We start from the raw sequence: 12229 nt of genomic DNA, 5'->3' as shown, positions 1-12229 counted from the left end.
ATTGGGGGAGGAAATGGCTCTTTCCCCAATTGATAATTGATAATTGATAATTGAGAATTAAGAAATGAGCCAAAAAATTAGAATTAAATTAAAATCTTACGATTACTCCTTGGTTGACAAGTCGGCTGAGAAGATCGTAAAGACGGTAAAAGCTACCGGTGCGGTGGTAAGCGGTCCGATACCTCTGCCTACACACAAACGTATCTTTACTGTCAACCGTTCTACTTTCGTGAACAAAAAATCACGCGAGCAGTTCGAACTCTCTTCTTATAAGAGATTGATTGATATTTACAGCTCAACAGCGAAAACTGTTGATGCATTGATGAAGCTGGAATTGCCCAGCGGTGTTGAGGTTGAAATTAAAGTGTGAGATAATTAAAAATTAAGTGAAATGCCAGGATTGTTAGGAAAAAAAATCGGAATGACATCCGTTTTCAGTGCCGAGGGAAAAAATCTTCCATGCACTGTTATCGAAGTAGGTCCTTGTGTTGTTACGCAGATCAAAACGCTTGAGAAAGATGGCTATACAGCTGTTCAGTTGGGTTTCGAAGACAAAAAAGAGAAACACACCACACAGCCTGAGATGGGTCACTTCAAGAAAGCGGGCGTAACCCCCAAGAGACACTTGGCCGAGTTCAAGAATTTTGAAACTGCGTATAATCTGGGTGATGTGATCACCGTAGATTATCTGGAAGATGCAGGTTTCGTTGATGTGGTAGGAACATCAAAAGGTAAAGGATTCCAGGGCGTTGTTAAGCGTCATGGTTTCGGCGGGGTAGGACAAACTACCCACGGTCAGCACAATCGTTTGCGTGCTCCCGGTGCTATCGGTGCCTGTTCTTATCCGGCGAAAGTATTCAAAGGAACACGTATGGCCGGACAAATGGGTAACGAACGGGTAACTGTTCAGAACCTCGAAGTGATTAAGGTGATTCCAGAACATAATCTTTTATTGGTAAAAGGTTCTGTTCCGGGAGCAAAAGGTTCAATCTTATTAATTGAAAAGTAATGGAACTGAGTATATTGAATATTAAAGGTGAAGATACCGGAAGAAAGGTTACATTGAACGATGCGGTTTTTGGCATTGAACCGAATGACCATGCTATTTATTTAGATGTGAAACAGTATCTGGCTAACAAACGTCAGGGTACGCACAAATCGAAAGAACGTAGCGAAATCGCAGGTAGTACACGCAAATTGATCCGCCAGAAAGGTGGAGGCGGCGCTCGTCGCGGCGACATCAAATCACCGGTATTGGTGGGTGGTGGCCGTGTATTTGGTCCGAAACCACGGGATTACAGTTTCAAATTGAACAAGAAGGTAAAGAGACTGGCTCGTAAATCAGCTCTTTCTTATAAAGCCCGTGAAAATTCAATTGTTATTGTGGAAGACTTCACCATGGAAGCACCCAAGACAAAAGAATTTGTAGCTATCACAAAAGGGTTGAACGTAGCAGGCAAAAAACTGCTGATGGTTCTGCCGGAAACTAACACAACCATCCGTTTGTCGGCCCGTAACCTGGAGAGAACAAACGTGATGACTGCCAGCGACCTGAATACCTACAGCATCCTGAATGCAAACAATGTAGTATTCACAGAAAGCTCACTGGCTGTGATTGACGAACTTTTTAAAGCATAAGGAGTAAAGAGAAATGGGAATAATTATTAAACCTATCGTAACAGAGAAACAAACAGCGATTACAGAGAAATGTCCTACTCGCTACGGATTTCGAGTTTCTCCGGATGCCAATAAGTTAGAGATTAAGAAAGCTATTGAAGATATGTACAACGTGACTGTGGTAGACGTGAACACCATGAACTACGACGGAAAGCGTAAAAGCCGTTACACCAAATCAGGTGTGATCACCGGCAAGTCCGCATCATTCAAGAAGGCTATTATTACCTTGAAAGAAGGAGAAACAATTGATTTCTTTAGTAATATCTAAAAAAAGAAATGGGAATACGTAAATTAAAGCCCACAACACCGGGGCAGAGACACAAAGTTATTGGTGCATTTGATAAGATCACTGCAAGTACACCAGAGAAGTCTCTTGTAACAGGTAAAGACCGTTCAGGTGGTCGTAACAACACTGGTAAAATGACAATGCGTTATATCGGTGGTGGCCACAAAAAACGGTATCGTTTTATCGACTTCAAGAGAAATAAAGATGGCATTCCAGCAACTGTAAAAAGCATCGAGTATGACCCAAATCGTACTTCACGCATTGCCCTGTTGTATTATGCCGACGGAGCGAAGAGCTATATCGTTGCTCCGAACGGACTGGAAGTAGGCCAGACAGTGATTTCAGGTAGCGATGCTGCTCCTGAGGTAGGTAACTGTTTGCCGATGGCAAACATACCTGTCGGTACTATTATTCACAACATTGAGCTTCGTCCGGGACAGGGTGCCAAAATGGTACGTTCGGCCGGTGCATTTGCTCAGCTGACTTCTAAAGAAGGCGCGTATGCGATTATCAGAATGCCTTCTGGTGAAACAAGAAAGATTCTTGCTGCTTGTAAAGCTACCATTGGTAGTGTTGGAAACTCAGACCATGGTCTTGAAAAATCAGGTAAAGCCGGTCGTACTCGCTGGCTGGGTCGTCGTCCTCGCGTTCGTGGGGTTGTTATGAACCCGGTAGATCACCCCATGGGTGGTGGTGAAGGACGTGCATCAGGGGGACATCCTCGTTCACGCAAAGGCTTATATGCTAAGGGCTTGAAAACAAGAGCTCCTAAGAAGCATTCTTCCAAGTATATCATTGAAAGAAGAAAGAAATAATCTGATTAATTAAGTAAACTATGAGTCGTTCACTAAAAAAAGGCCCGTATATTAATGTTAAGCTTGAAAAGAAAATCCTGGCGATGAATGAGTCAGGCAAGAAGAGCGTTATTAAGACATGGGCAAGAGCTTCAATGATTTCGCCAGACTTTGTAGGGCATACAGTTGCAGTTCACAATGGTAATAAATTTATTCCTGTTTTTGTCACCGAAAATATGGTGGGACACAAGTTGGGTGAATTTTCTCCGACACGTACGTTCCGTGGCCATGCCGGTAACAAGAAAAGATAACAGGAACTCAGGAATCTGATAATAAAAAGAATCAATAAAATGGGTGCTAGAAAAAGAATATCAGCTGAAGCAAGAAAAGAAGCCCGCAAAACTCAATATTTCGCGAAGTTGCGGAATGTACCTACTTCTCCGCGCAAGATGCGTTTGGTCGTAGATATGGTACGTGGCATGGAAGTATTCCGTGCGCTGGGAGTTTTAAAGTTTTCTAATAAGGAAGCTGCAGCAAGAGTAGAAAAATTGCTCCGTTCGGCTATTTCCAACTGGGAACAGAAGAACGAACGTAAAGCAGAAGCCGGTGAATTGTATATCTCAGAGATCAGCGTAGATTGCGCTACCACTCTGAAGAGAATGCGTCCGGCTCCGCAAGGAAGAGGTTACCGTATTCGTAAACGTTCGAATCACGTAACATTGTTTGTAGATACACTAAGTAGCAACGATAGTCAAAATTAATTGTAGATGGGACAAAAAGTAAATCCAATTAGTAATCGTTTAGGAATCATCCGTGGTTGGGATTCCAATTGGTACGGTGGCAAGAATTACGGAGACACTTTGTTGGAAGACAGTAAGATCCGTAAATATCTGAATGCTCGTCTGGCCAAAGCAAGTGTATCTCGTATCATTATTGAACGTACGCTGAAGTTGATTACCATCACTGTTTGCACCTCTCGTCCGGGTATTATCATCGGAAAAGGTGGACAGGAAGTTGATAAGTTGAAAGAAGAGTTGAAGAAGATCACCGACAAAGAGGTTCAGATTAACATCTTTGAGGTGAAACGTCCTGAACTCGATGCGGTGATTGTAGCAAATAATATTGCTCGTCAACTGGAAGGTAAAATTGCATACCGTCGCGCCATCAAGATGGCGATTGCCTCTACCATGAGAATGGGAGCGGAAGGTATTAAAATTCAAATCTCTGGGCGTCTGAATGGAGCTGAAATGGCTCGTTCGGAAATGTATAAAGAAGGACGTACTCCGTTGCACACATTCAGAGCAGATATTGACTATGCCCTGGCTGAAGCATTGACAAAAGTAGGCCTGTTGGGTGTGAAGGTGTGGATCTGCCGTGGTGAAGTGTATGGAAAGAGAGATCTTGCCCCGAACTTTACGCAGCAGAAAGAATCCGGACGCAGAGAAAACACCGGTGGTGGTCGCGACAGAGGAGACAGAAACTTCAAGAAGAAGAGAGCGAATCGTTAAACATTAGAATTTAAGAAAGATGTTACAACCTAAGAAAACCAGATTCAGAAGAATGCAAAAGGGCCGCATGAAGGGCGAAGCTCAGCGTGGCAGCCAGATCGCATTCGGGTCATTTGGTATAAAATCGTTAGAGAATAAATGGATTACCGGTCGTCAGATTGAAGCTGCCCGTATTGCCGTGACACGTTATATGCAACGTCAGGGACAAGTATGGGTGCGTATCTTCCCGGATAAACCGATCACAAAGAAGCCTGCTGAGGTACGTATGGGTAAAGGGAAAGGTAATCCGGAAGGATTCGTTGCGCCTGTTACTCCGGGACGTATCCTTTTCGAAATAGAAGGTGTTCCGTATGATGTTGCCAAAGAAGCATTGCGCTTAGCGGCTCAAAAGCTTCCTGTGACAACTAAATTTGTTGTGAGACGTGATTATGATATGAATAATCAAAATGCGTAAGTGTTATGAAGATTGCAGAAATTAGAGAATTAAGTACAAAAGAATTACTGGAGAGAGTTGACGCGGAAACCGCTGCCTACGATCTGAAAGTGATCAACCATAGCATTTCTCCTATGGATAACCCTGCACAGATTAAACAACAACGCAGGACGATTGCACGCCTCAAGACTGAGTTGCGTCAGAGAGAACTTAACAACAAAAAATGAGCCTGATGGAAACTAGAAATTTAAGAAAAGAAAGAATGGGCGTAGTTACCAGCAACAAGATGGATAAAAGCATCACGGTGGCTATCAAATGGAAAGAAAAACATCCCATTTATGGTAAGTTCGTGAATAAGACGAAGAAATATCACGCTCATGATGAAAAGAACGAATGCAATATTGGCGATACCGTAAAAATTATGGAAACCCGCCCATTGAGCAAGACCAAGAGATGGAGATTAGTAGAAATAATCGAAAGGGCTAAGTAAAAATGATACAACAAGAATCCAGATTAGTTGTTGCTGACAACAGCGGAGCCAAAGAAGCTTTGTGTATCCGTGTATTGGGTGGTACCCGTAAGAGATATGCCACCGTAGGTGATGTGATCGTTGTAGCGGTTAAGAGTACGATCCCATCGAGTGATGTTAAAAAAGGTGCGGTTTCAAGAGCCATTATCGTTCGCACAAAGAAAGAGATCCGTCGTCAGGATGGTTCTTATATCCGTTTCGATGATAACGCCTGTGTACTGCTGAATGCGTCTGGCGATATCCGCGGTAGCCGTATCTTTGGTCCGGTTGCGCGTGAACTTCGTGCTACGAACATGAAAATTGTTTCACTTGCACCTGAAGTGCTTTAATTAGTAAATCGTAGAGTAATGAGTAAATTACATATCAAAAAAGGCGATATAGTATTTGTTAATACCGGAGAAGACAAAGGAAAGACCGGCCGCGTTTTACAAGTATTTGTAAAAGATAGCCGCGCTATTGTCGAAGGTGTTAATATGGTATCAAAGCATACCAAGCCGAACGCAAAAAATCCGCAAGGAGGCGTAGAGAAGAAAGAAGCTCCCGTTCATATTTCTAACCTGAACGTGATCGATCCTAAATCAGGAAAACCATCACGCGTAGGTCGTAAATTGGACAGTAAGGGTAAGTTAGTACGTTATGCTAAAAAATCAGGGGAGGAAATTAAGTAATGAGCAATACGGCCAGTCTTAAGAAAGAATATCAGGACAGAATTGTTCCTGCTTTGACGAAAGAGTTTGGATATAAGTCTGTTATGCAGGTTCCTGTGTTGAAGAAAATCGTGGTTAATCAAGGTCTGGGTATGGCAACTGCCGACAAAAAGATCATTGATATCGCGATCACTGAATTGAGTGCTATCACAGGTCAGAAAGCTGTTGCAACAGTTTCAAAGAAAGATATCTCAAACTTCAAATTGCGTAAGAAGATGCCTATCGGTGTGATGGTAACATTGCGTCGTGAGCAAATGTATGAATTCCTGGAAAGACTCGTACGCGTTGCTTTGCCTCGTATCCGTGACTTTAAAGGAATCGAAAGCAAACTGGATGGACGTGGAAACTATACCCTCGGTGTTCAGGAACAGATTATCTTCCCGGAAATTAATATAGATAATATTACTAAAATATTGGGAATGAATATTACCTTTGTGACCTCTGCAAAAACAGATGAAGAAGGGTATGCACTTTTGAGAGAATTTGGTTTGCCTTTTAAGAATATTAAAAAAGACTAAAGAAGTATGGCTAAAGAATCAATGAAAGCCCGCGAGGTGAAAAGAGCAAAAATGGTTGCCAAATATGCAGAGAAAAGAGCTCAGTTGAAAGCAGAAGGCAATTATGAAGCTTTGCAGGCTTTACCTAAGAATGCTTCTCCGGTTCGTATGCACAATCGTTGCAAACTGACCGGTCGTCCGAAAGGTTATATCCGCCAGTTTGGTATTTCACGTATACAATTCCGTGAAATGGCTTCTAACGGTTTGATCCCGGGTGTAAAGAAGGCAAGCTGGTAATCCAACGTATAAAGTAACGGTTGATGAAGAAATCAATCATTTGTTAAATATTGTCCCGGGAGACGGGATCAATTTAATTTTAAATAAACATGACAGATCCTATTGCAGATTATTTGACGCGGTTGCGTAACGCAATCAAAGCGAACCACCGAGTGGTGGAGATCCCTGCGTCAAATGTAAAGAAAGAGATCACCAAGATCCTCTTCGACAAGGGCTACATCTTGAATTTCAAGTTTGTAGAGGACGGTCCTCAAGGCACAATCAAGATTGCCTTGAAGTATGACTTGGTAAACAAAGTAAGTGCTATTAAGAAACTGGAACGAGTTTCTAAGCCCGGTTTGCGTAAGTATACAGGTTATAAAGACATGCCGCGCGTATTGAACGGCTTGGGTATTGCTGTTGTTTCTACTTCCAAAGGTGTGATGACCGACAAAGAAGCCCGCGAATTGAAGATTGGCGGTGAAGTATTGTGTTACGTTTATTAATGAGGAGGAAGAAGAATGTCAAGAATAGGAAAATTACCCATACAGGTGCCGGCAGGCGTAACCGTAACAATTAAGGATAATAAAGTAACCGTGAAAGGTCCGAAAGGCGAACTTTCTCAGGATGTTAATCCGGATATCACTGTGTCGCTGGAAGACGGTGTGATTACAGTATCCCGTCCGGATGATGAACGCGAGCATCGTGCGTTGCACGGATTGTATCGTTCGTTGATCAACAACATGATTATTGGTGTGAGCGAAGGATATAAGAAAGAGTTAGAGTTGATCGGGGTAGGTTACCGTGTTTCAAACCAGGGACAACTATTGGATTTCTCTTTAGGCTTTACACATAATATCTACATGATGTTGCCTCCGGAAATCAAGGTGGAAACCAAGATGGAAAGAAACAAAGCTCCGCTTATTATCCTTGAATCGGCTGACAAACAACTAATCGGACAAGTTTGCGCTAAGATCCGTTCATTCCGTAAACCGGAACCTTACAAAGGAAAAGGTATCAAGTTTGTGGGTGAAGTGATTCGCAGAAAGTCTGGTAAATCAGCTGGTAAGTAATTTACGTAAACTGGAATTATCATGACAACGAAAGAATTAAGAAGACTTAAGATAAAAAAAGGCATACGTGGAAAAATATCCGGTACAACGGAACGTCCACGCCTGACTGTGTTTAGAAGCAACAAGCAAATCTATGCACAGGTGATTGATGATACAACAGGTAAGACCCTGGCCGCTGCTTCTTCTTTGAAAATGGAAGAAAAAGGTTCTAAAAAAGAGGTAGCAGCTAAAGTGGGCGAATTAGTAGCCAAGAATGCACAGGAAGCTGGCATACAGGCAGTGGTATTCGACCGTAACGGCTACTTGTATCATGGGAGAATTAAAGAATTAGCAGACGCAGCACGTAAAGGTGGCCTTAAATTTTAATGAAGATGGTAAATAGAGTTAAATCAACCAACGACATAGAGTTGAAGGACAGATTGGTGGCTATCAACCGTGTTACTAAGGTAACAAAAGGGGGACGTACATTCAGTTTCGCTGCTATTGTCGTAGTAGGAAATGAAGATGGCATCATTGGCTGGGGCTTAGGCAAAGCCGGTGAAGTAACAACAGCCATCGCTAAAGGTGTGGAAGCTGCCAAGAAAAACCTGATTAAGGTGCCTATCCATAAAGGAACTATTCCTCATGAGCAGGTAGCTAAATTTGGCGGTGCCTCCGTATTTTTGAAACCGGCTACTGCGGGTACCGGAGTGAAAGCTGGTGGTGCTATGCGCGCGGTGCTTGAGAGTGTTGGCGTTCATGATGTTTTGGCTAAATCAAAAGGTTCATCCAATCCGCACAACTTAGTGAAAGCAACGATTACTGCCCTGGGAGAGATGAGAAGTCCGTTGATGGTTGCACAGAACAGAGGTGTTTCCGTAGAAAAAGTGTTTAAAGGTTAAGAAGGAGAAAAATTATGGCAACTATAAAAGTGAAACAGACTAAAAGTCGAATCAATTGCCCTAAAGATCAGAAAAGAACTTTAGATGCACTGGGTTTGAAAAAGATGAATCAGGTTGTAGAACATGAAGCGTCTCCTGCTATTCTGGGAATGGTAAACAAAGTGAAACATTTAGTTTCTGTAGTAGAGTAATAATTGATAAAACAAGATAGAGATGAATTTATCAAATTTAAAACCGGCGGAAGGATCTGTTAAAACCAGAAAAAGAATCGGACGCGGTCCGGGTTCTGGCTTAGGCGGAACTTCAACAAGAGGTCATAAAGGACAAAAGTCACGCTCCGGATATTCCAAAAAAATTGGTTTTGAAGGTGGACAGATGCCTATTCAAAGACGTTTGCCGAAGTTTGGTTTCAAGAATATTAACCATGTAGAATATAAAGCAATCAATCTTTCTACTTTGCAGGAAATGGCTGATGCGAAGCAACTGACGAAAATCGGATTAAACGATTTGATTGAAGCAGGTTTTATTTCTACGTCTCAGTTAGTTAAAATTCTTGGCAAAGGCAGCCTTACTGCTAAACTTGAAGTTGAAGCACATGCTTTCTCTAAAAGCGCAGAAGCTGCTATCCAGGCCGTAGGTGGAACAGCAGTTAAACTCTAAGTCATGAGAGCAGTTGAAACAATAAAAAATATTTGGAAGATAGAGGATCTGAGAAATCGGATCCTCACCACTCTTTTGCTTGTAGGGATCTATCGATTCGGAACATACGTGGTTATACCAGGTGTTGATCCGCAATCGTTGACTGCTCTGCAAGATCAGACAAGGGGTGGTTTGTTAGCCTTGTTGGATATGTTTTCCGGAGGTGCGTTTGCCAACGCGTCCATTTTTGCATTAGGGATTATGCCTTACATCTCTGCTTCCATTGTGATGCAGTTGTTGGCTATCGCAGTTCCTGCCATGCAGAAGATGCAGCGTGAAGGAGAAAGCGGCCGGAGAAAGATAAACCAATATACACGTCTCCTTACTATTGCCATCCTTTTGTTACAAGGACCGACCTATTTGGTCAACCTGAGCGTACAGCTGCGTCAAGTAGGTGCAGCCCTGCCTACCGGTATATTCTTCAGCATTTATGCTACGATTATTCTGGCGGCCGGTAGTATGTTTGTACTGTGGTTAGGTGAAAGAATCACGGATAAAGGGATCGGTAATGGGATTTCATTTATCATTCTTGTGGGTATCATTGCCCGTCTGCCTCACTCTCTGTTTCAGGAATTTATTTCCCGTCAGAGCGAGAGCACAGGTGGTTTGGTGATGTTCCTGTTTGAAATGCTGTTCTTATTGTTGGTTATTGCCGGAGCTATCATGCTGGTACAGGGAACACGTAAAGTGCCTGTTCAGTATGCGAAAAGAATCGTCGGTAATAAACAATATGGTGGAGCACGTCAATACATCCCCTTGAAGGTGAATGCAGCAAACGTAATGCCTATCATCTTTGCACAGGCTATTATGTTTATTCCTATTTCTATTATAGGATTTTCCAAAACAGGTGAAGTCAGCCGTTTCTGGTCTGTCTTTATGGATAATACAGGCTTCTGGTACAATTTTGTATTTGCCTTACTGATTATCTTGTTCACCTACTTCTATACAGCGATTACGATTAATCCGACTCAGATGGCGGATGACCTGAAGCGTAATAACGGTTTCATTCCGGGCGTTAAACCTGGTAAAGCAACCAAAGACTATCTGGATGCTATTATGGATCGTATCACCCTGCCGGGAGCATTCTTCCTGGCGTTGGTGGCTATTATGCCAGCCTTTGCGCGTTTGATCGGGGTAAGCTTGGAGTTCTCTCAGTTCTTTGGAGGAACTTCTCTGTTGATCCTTGTAGGGGTTGTATTGGATACATTACAACAGGTGGAGAGCCATTTGTTGATGCGTCATTATGACGGGTTGTTGAAGTCAGGTAGAATTAAAGGCCGTGCAGGTTCTGCTGCTGCTTATTGATTGAAATGATCTATTTAAAGACAGATGAAGAAATCGAGTTGATGCGTGAGGCAAATCAACTGGTTGGCAAAACACATGGCGAATTAGCCAAACACATTGCCCCCGGTGTCTCTACGCTTCAATTAGATAAAATAGCGGATGAGTTTATTCGTGATCACGGAGCAGTTCCGGCCTTTTTAGGTTACAATGGATATCCTTTCTCTATATGTACTTCGGTCAATGATCAGGTAGTACACGGGATGCCTTCAGAAAAAGTGATTTTGCATGAAGGAGATATTGTCTCGGTAGATATAGGGACTACATTGAACGGGTTTACCGGCGATTCGGCCTATACCTTTTGTGTTGGTGAAGTATCCACGGAAGTGAAGCAGTTGTTGAAAACAACCAAAGAGTCGCTTTACAAAGGGATCGAACAGGCGGTTGAAGGAAACCGTATTGGTGATATAGGCAATGCCGTTCAGTCTTATTGCGAAGCAAAAGGGTACTCTGTTGTCAGAGAACTTGTTGGACACGGAATAGGAAAGAATATGCATGAAGAACCAGAAGTGCCCAATTATGGCCGTCGCGGCTATGGGACACTTTTGAGAAATGGCATGTGTATCTGCATTGAACCGATGATCAACCAGGGACGCAAGAACGTGGTGATGGAAAAAGACGGATGGACTATCCGCACACGCGATAGACAATATTCTGCTCATTTCGAACATTGTATTGCTATCCGGCCGGAAGGTCCGCAAATATTATCTTCATTTGAATTTTTAGAAGCAGTATTAGGAACTAACGCAATTTAATTTTTTGTATGGCTAAACAAGCAGCTATTGAACAAGACGGAGTAATCATTGAAGCATTGTCGAATGCTATGTTTCGTGTTGAATTGGAGAATGGACATGAAATTACGGCTCACATTTCAGGAAAGATGCGTATGCACTACATTAAGATCCTTCCTGGTGACAAAGTAAGAGTGGAAATGTCTCCTTATGATCTATCGAAAGGTAGAATTGCTTTTAGATACAAATAAAAATAACAAGATATGAAAGTAAGAGCATCTTTAAAGAAGCGGACTGATGATTGTAAGATTGTCAGAAGAAAAGGCCGCTTATACGTGATTAACAAGAAAAACCCGAAGTTTAAACAACGTCAGGGATAATTTATTAATTTTGCAAATTAATTAAAGTATATGGCTATAAGAATTGTTGGTGTAGACTTACCACAAAATAAAAGAGGAGAAATTGCTTTGACATACATCTATGGTATTGGCCGTAGTTCAGCAACTTCTATCTTGGAAAAAGCTGGTGTTGATCGCGATATCAAAGTGAAAGACTGGACAGACGATCAGGCTGCCAAAGTACGTGAAGTAATTGGCGCAGAGTATAAAGTAGAAGGGGATCTTCGCTCGGAAGTACAATTGAACATCAAACGCTTGATGGATATCGGTTGCTACCGCGGAGTTCGTCATCGTATTGGACTGCCTTTAAGAGGTCAAAGTACAAAGAATAATGCCCGTACACGTAAGGGTAAGAAGAAAACAGTTGCAAATAAGAAAAAAGCTACTAAATAATAAGAG

Annotated in this window: 26 protein-coding genes; all 26 read left to right on the top strand. The window is 42.3% G+C overall.

Annotation, left to right across the window (positions count from 1 at the left end; genetic code table 11):
* Positions 1–64: 64 nt before the first annotated feature.
* The 26 genes from rpsJ to rpsM all read left to right on the top strand — a co-directional run bounded on the left by rpsJ (position 65) and on the right by rpsM (position 12223).
* The gene (rpsJ, locus tag M2137_RS00535; RefSeq protein ID WP_005634728.1) at positions 65–370 is read left to right on the top strand and encodes a 30S ribosomal protein S10; all 306 of its coding nucleotides are present in this window, start codon (positions 65–67) and stop codon (positions 368–370) included.
* A gap of 21 nt (positions 371–391) precedes the next feature.
* Positions 392–1009, top strand: coding sequence for a 50S ribosomal protein L3 (gene rplC, locus M2137_RS00530; protein ID WP_280764512.1), 618 nt, complete (start codon positions 392–394; stop codon positions 1007–1009).
* Positions 1009–1638, top strand: coding sequence for a 50S ribosomal protein L4 (gene rplD, locus M2137_RS00525; RefSeq protein ID WP_280764511.1), 630 nt, complete (start codon positions 1009–1011; stop codon positions 1636–1638). The genes rplC and rplD overlap by 1 nt, the downstream gene beginning before the upstream one ends.
* A 13-nt stretch (positions 1639–1651) precedes the next feature.
* On the top strand, positions 1652–1945 hold the full coding sequence (gene rplW, locus M2137_RS00520) for a 50S ribosomal protein L23 (protein WP_280750286.1): 294 nt from the start codon (positions 1652–1654) through the stop codon (positions 1943–1945).
* 8 nt (positions 1946–1953) lie between these two features.
* Complete coding sequence (gene rplB, locus M2137_RS00515; protein ID WP_280764510.1) at positions 1954–2778, top strand: 50S ribosomal protein L2; 825 nt, start codon at positions 1954–1956, stop codon at positions 2776–2778.
* 20 nt (positions 2779–2798) lie between these two features.
* Positions 2799–3068, top strand: a complete 270-nt coding sequence (rpsS, locus tag M2137_RS00510) for a 30S ribosomal protein S19 (protein ID WP_280764509.1) — start codon at positions 2799–2801, stop codon at positions 3066–3068.
* Positions 3069–3107: 39 nt separating this feature from the next.
* Entirely contained in the window at positions 3108–3518 is a 411-nt protein-coding gene (gene rplV / locus M2137_RS00505; protein WP_280750289.1) for a 50S ribosomal protein L22, read from the top strand.
* A gap of 6 nt (positions 3519–3524) precedes the next feature.
* Positions 3525–4265: a 30S ribosomal protein S3 gene (rpsC, locus tag M2137_RS00500; protein WP_280750290.1), complete on the top strand. Its 741-nt coding sequence runs from the start codon at positions 3525–3527 to the stop codon at positions 4263–4265.
* Between the two features lie 19 nt (positions 4266–4284).
* Positions 4285–4719 carry a 50S ribosomal protein L16 gene (rplP, locus tag M2137_RS00495; RefSeq protein ID WP_280764508.1) on the top strand — a complete coding sequence of 145 codons (435 nt, stop codon included), beginning with the start codon at positions 4285–4287 and terminating at the stop codon, positions 4717–4719.
* Between the two features lie 5 nt (positions 4720–4724).
* Positions 4725–4925: a 50S ribosomal protein L29 gene (gene rpmC, locus M2137_RS00490; protein ID WP_280750292.1), complete on the top strand. Its 201-nt coding sequence runs from the start codon at positions 4725–4727 to the stop codon at positions 4923–4925.
* Between the two features lie 5 nt (positions 4926–4930).
* Positions 4931–5188, top strand: coding sequence for a 30S ribosomal protein S17 (rpsQ, locus tag M2137_RS00485; protein WP_280750293.1), 258 nt, complete (start codon positions 4931–4933; stop codon positions 5186–5188).
* Between the two features lie 2 nt (positions 5189–5190).
* The gene (gene rplN, locus M2137_RS00480) at positions 5191–5556 is read left to right on the top strand and encodes a 50S ribosomal protein L14 (RefSeq protein ID WP_280764507.1); all 366 of its coding nucleotides are present in this window, start codon (positions 5191–5193) and stop codon (positions 5554–5556) included.
* Positions 5557–5574: 18 nt separating this feature from the next.
* Positions 5575–5895 carry a 50S ribosomal protein L24 gene (rplX, locus tag M2137_RS00475; RefSeq protein ID WP_280750295.1) on the top strand — a complete coding sequence of 107 codons (321 nt, stop codon included), beginning with the start codon at positions 5575–5577 and terminating at the stop codon, positions 5893–5895.
* Positions 5895–6452, top strand: a complete 558-nt coding sequence (gene rplE / locus M2137_RS00470) for a 50S ribosomal protein L5 (RefSeq protein WP_280750296.1) — start codon at positions 5895–5897, stop codon at positions 6450–6452. The genes rplX and rplE overlap by 1 nt, the downstream gene beginning before the upstream one ends.
* Before the next feature lie 6 nt (positions 6453–6458).
* Positions 6459–6728, top strand: coding sequence for a 30S ribosomal protein S14 (gene rpsN, locus M2137_RS00465; RefSeq protein ID WP_280764506.1), 270 nt, complete (start codon positions 6459–6461; stop codon positions 6726–6728).
* A gap of 89 nt (positions 6729–6817) precedes the next feature.
* Positions 6818–7213, top strand: coding sequence for a 30S ribosomal protein S8 (rpsH, locus tag M2137_RS00460; protein ID WP_280764505.1), 396 nt, complete (start codon positions 6818–6820; stop codon positions 7211–7213).
* Between the two features lie 15 nt (positions 7214–7228).
* Entirely contained in the window at positions 7229–7780 is a 552-nt protein-coding gene (rplF, locus tag M2137_RS00455) for a 50S ribosomal protein L6 (RefSeq protein WP_280764504.1), read from the top strand.
* Between the two features lie 21 nt (positions 7781–7801).
* Positions 7802–8146, top strand: a complete 345-nt coding sequence (gene rplR / locus M2137_RS00450) for a 50S ribosomal protein L18 (protein ID WP_280764503.1) — start codon at positions 7802–7804, stop codon at positions 8144–8146.
* Positions 8146–8661: a 30S ribosomal protein S5 gene (gene rpsE / locus M2137_RS00445; protein ID WP_280764502.1), complete on the top strand. Its 516-nt coding sequence runs from the start codon at positions 8146–8148 to the stop codon at positions 8659–8661. The genes rplR and rpsE overlap by 1 nt, the downstream gene beginning before the upstream one ends.
* A 14-nt stretch (positions 8662–8675) precedes the next feature.
* On the top strand, positions 8676–8852 hold the full coding sequence (gene rpmD, locus M2137_RS00440) for a 50S ribosomal protein L30 (protein ID WP_280750302.1): 177 nt from the start codon (positions 8676–8678) through the stop codon (positions 8850–8852).
* 22 nt (positions 8853–8874) lie between these two features.
* Positions 8875–9321 (top strand): 50S ribosomal protein L15, encoded by a 447-nt coding sequence (gene rplO, locus M2137_RS00435; RefSeq protein WP_280764501.1) that lies wholly within the window; start codon positions 8875–8877, stop codon positions 9319–9321.
* Between the two features lie 3 nt (positions 9322–9324).
* Complete coding sequence (secY, locus tag M2137_RS00430) at positions 9325–10665, top strand: preprotein translocase subunit SecY (RefSeq protein WP_280764500.1); 1341 nt, start codon at positions 9325–9327, stop codon at positions 10663–10665.
* Between the two features lie 5 nt (positions 10666–10670).
* Entirely contained in the window at positions 10671–11456 is a 786-nt protein-coding gene (map, locus tag M2137_RS00425) for a type I methionyl aminopeptidase (protein WP_280764499.1), read from the top strand.
* 8 nt (positions 11457–11464) lie between these two features.
* Positions 11465–11683 (top strand): translation initiation factor IF-1, encoded by a 219-nt coding sequence (gene infA / locus M2137_RS00420; protein ID WP_280750306.1) that lies wholly within the window; start codon positions 11465–11467, stop codon positions 11681–11683.
* A gap of 12 nt (positions 11684–11695) precedes the next feature.
* On the top strand, positions 11696–11812 hold the full coding sequence (gene ykgO, locus M2137_RS00415; protein WP_082206710.1) for a type B 50S ribosomal protein L36: 117 nt from the start codon (positions 11696–11698) through the stop codon (positions 11810–11812).
* 30 nt (positions 11813–11842) lie between these two features.
* The gene (rpsM, locus tag M2137_RS00410) at positions 11843–12223 is read left to right on the top strand and encodes a 30S ribosomal protein S13 (RefSeq protein WP_280764498.1); all 381 of its coding nucleotides are present in this window, start codon (positions 11843–11845) and stop codon (positions 12221–12223) included.
* The last annotated feature ends 6 nt before the right edge of the window (positions 12224–12229 follow it).

Source organism: Parabacteroides sp. PFB2-10, assembly GCF_029893085.1.
In the GTDB taxonomy this organism is placed as follows: Bacteria; Bacteroidota; Bacteroidia; order Bacteroidales; family Tannerellaceae; genus QVMG01.
Note: the sequence above shows the minus strand (reverse complement) of the source record. Positions and strands in the feature narration are given on the sequence as shown.

Bases quoted from the DNA above. Each gene is read 5' to 3' on its own strand.
- rplV (WP_280750289.1), top strand. From the start codon at position 3,108: ATGGGTGCTAGAAAAAGAATATCAGCTGAAGCAAGAAAAGAAGCCCGC.
- rplW (WP_280750286.1), top strand. From the start codon at position 1,652: ATGGGAATAATTATTAAACCTATCGTAACAGAGAAACAAACAGCGATT.
- rplR (WP_280764503.1), top strand. From the start codon at position 7,802: ATGACAACGAAAGAATTAAGAAGACTTAAGATAAAAAAAGGCATACGT.
- rplN (WP_280764507.1), top strand. From the start codon at position 5,191: ATGATACAACAAGAATCCAGATTAGTTGTTGCTGACAACAGCGGAGCC.
- rplX (WP_280750295.1), top strand. From the start codon at position 5,575: ATGAGTAAATTACATATCAAAAAAGGCGATATAGTATTTGTTAATACC.
- rpsQ (WP_280750293.1), top strand. From the start codon at position 4,931: ATGGAAACTAGAAATTTAAGAAAAGAAAGAATGGGCGTAGTTACCAGC.
- rplO (WP_280764501.1), top strand. From the start codon at position 8,875: ATGAATTTATCAAATTTAAAACCGGCGGAAGGATCTGTTAAAACCAGA.
- ykgO (WP_082206710.1), top strand. From the start codon at position 11,696: ATGAAAGTAAGAGCATCTTTAAAGAAGCGGACTGATGATTGTAAGATT.
- rplD (WP_280764511.1), top strand. From the start codon at position 1,009: ATGGAACTGAGTATATTGAATATTAAAGGTGAAGATACCGGAAGAAAG.
- rpsN (WP_280764506.1), top strand. From the start codon at position 6,459: ATGGCTAAAGAATCAATGAAAGCCCGCGAGGTGAAAAGAGCAAAAATG.
- rpsS (WP_280764509.1), top strand. From the start codon at position 2,799: ATGAGTCGTTCACTAAAAAAAGGCCCGTATATTAATGTTAAGCTTGAA.
- rpsM (WP_280764498.1), top strand. From the start codon at position 11,843: ATGGCTATAAGAATTGTTGGTGTAGACTTACCACAAAATAAAAGAGGA.
- rpsJ (WP_005634728.1), top strand. From the start codon at position 65: ATGAGCCAAAAAATTAGAATTAAATTAAAATCTTACGATTACTCCTTG.
- rpmD (WP_280750302.1), top strand. From the start codon at position 8,676: ATGGCAACTATAAAAGTGAAACAGACTAAAAGTCGAATCAATTGCCCT.
- rplC (WP_280764512.1), top strand. From the start codon at position 392: ATGCCAGGATTGTTAGGAAAAAAAATCGGAATGACATCCGTTTTCAGT.
- rplE (WP_280750296.1), top strand. From the start codon at position 5,895: ATGAGCAATACGGCCAGTCTTAAGAAAGAATATCAGGACAGAATTGTT.
- rplB (WP_280764510.1), top strand. From the start codon at position 1,954: ATGGGAATACGTAAATTAAAGCCCACAACACCGGGGCAGAGACACAAA.
- rpmC (WP_280750292.1), top strand. From the start codon at position 4,725: ATGAAGATTGCAGAAATTAGAGAATTAAGTACAAAAGAATTACTGGAG.
- rpsE (WP_280764502.1), top strand. From the start codon at position 8,146: ATGAAGATGGTAAATAGAGTTAAATCAACCAACGACATAGAGTTGAAG.
- map (WP_280764499.1), top strand. From the start codon at position 10,671: ATGATCTATTTAAAGACAGATGAAGAAATCGAGTTGATGCGTGAGGCA.
- rpsH (WP_280764505.1), top strand. From the start codon at position 6,818: ATGACAGATCCTATTGCAGATTATTTGACGCGGTTGCGTAACGCAATC.
- rplF (WP_280764504.1), top strand. From the start codon at position 7,229: ATGTCAAGAATAGGAAAATTACCCATACAGGTGCCGGCAGGCGTAACC.
- rpsC (WP_280750290.1), top strand. From the start codon at position 3,525: ATGGGACAAAAAGTAAATCCAATTAGTAATCGTTTAGGAATCATCCGT.
- rplP (WP_280764508.1), top strand. From the start codon at position 4,285: ATGTTACAACCTAAGAAAACCAGATTCAGAAGAATGCAAAAGGGCCGC.
- infA (WP_280750306.1), top strand. From the start codon at position 11,465: ATGGCTAAACAAGCAGCTATTGAACAAGACGGAGTAATCATTGAAGCA.
- secY (WP_280764500.1), top strand. From the start codon at position 9,325: ATGAGAGCAGTTGAAACAATAAAAAATATTTGGAAGATAGAGGATCTG.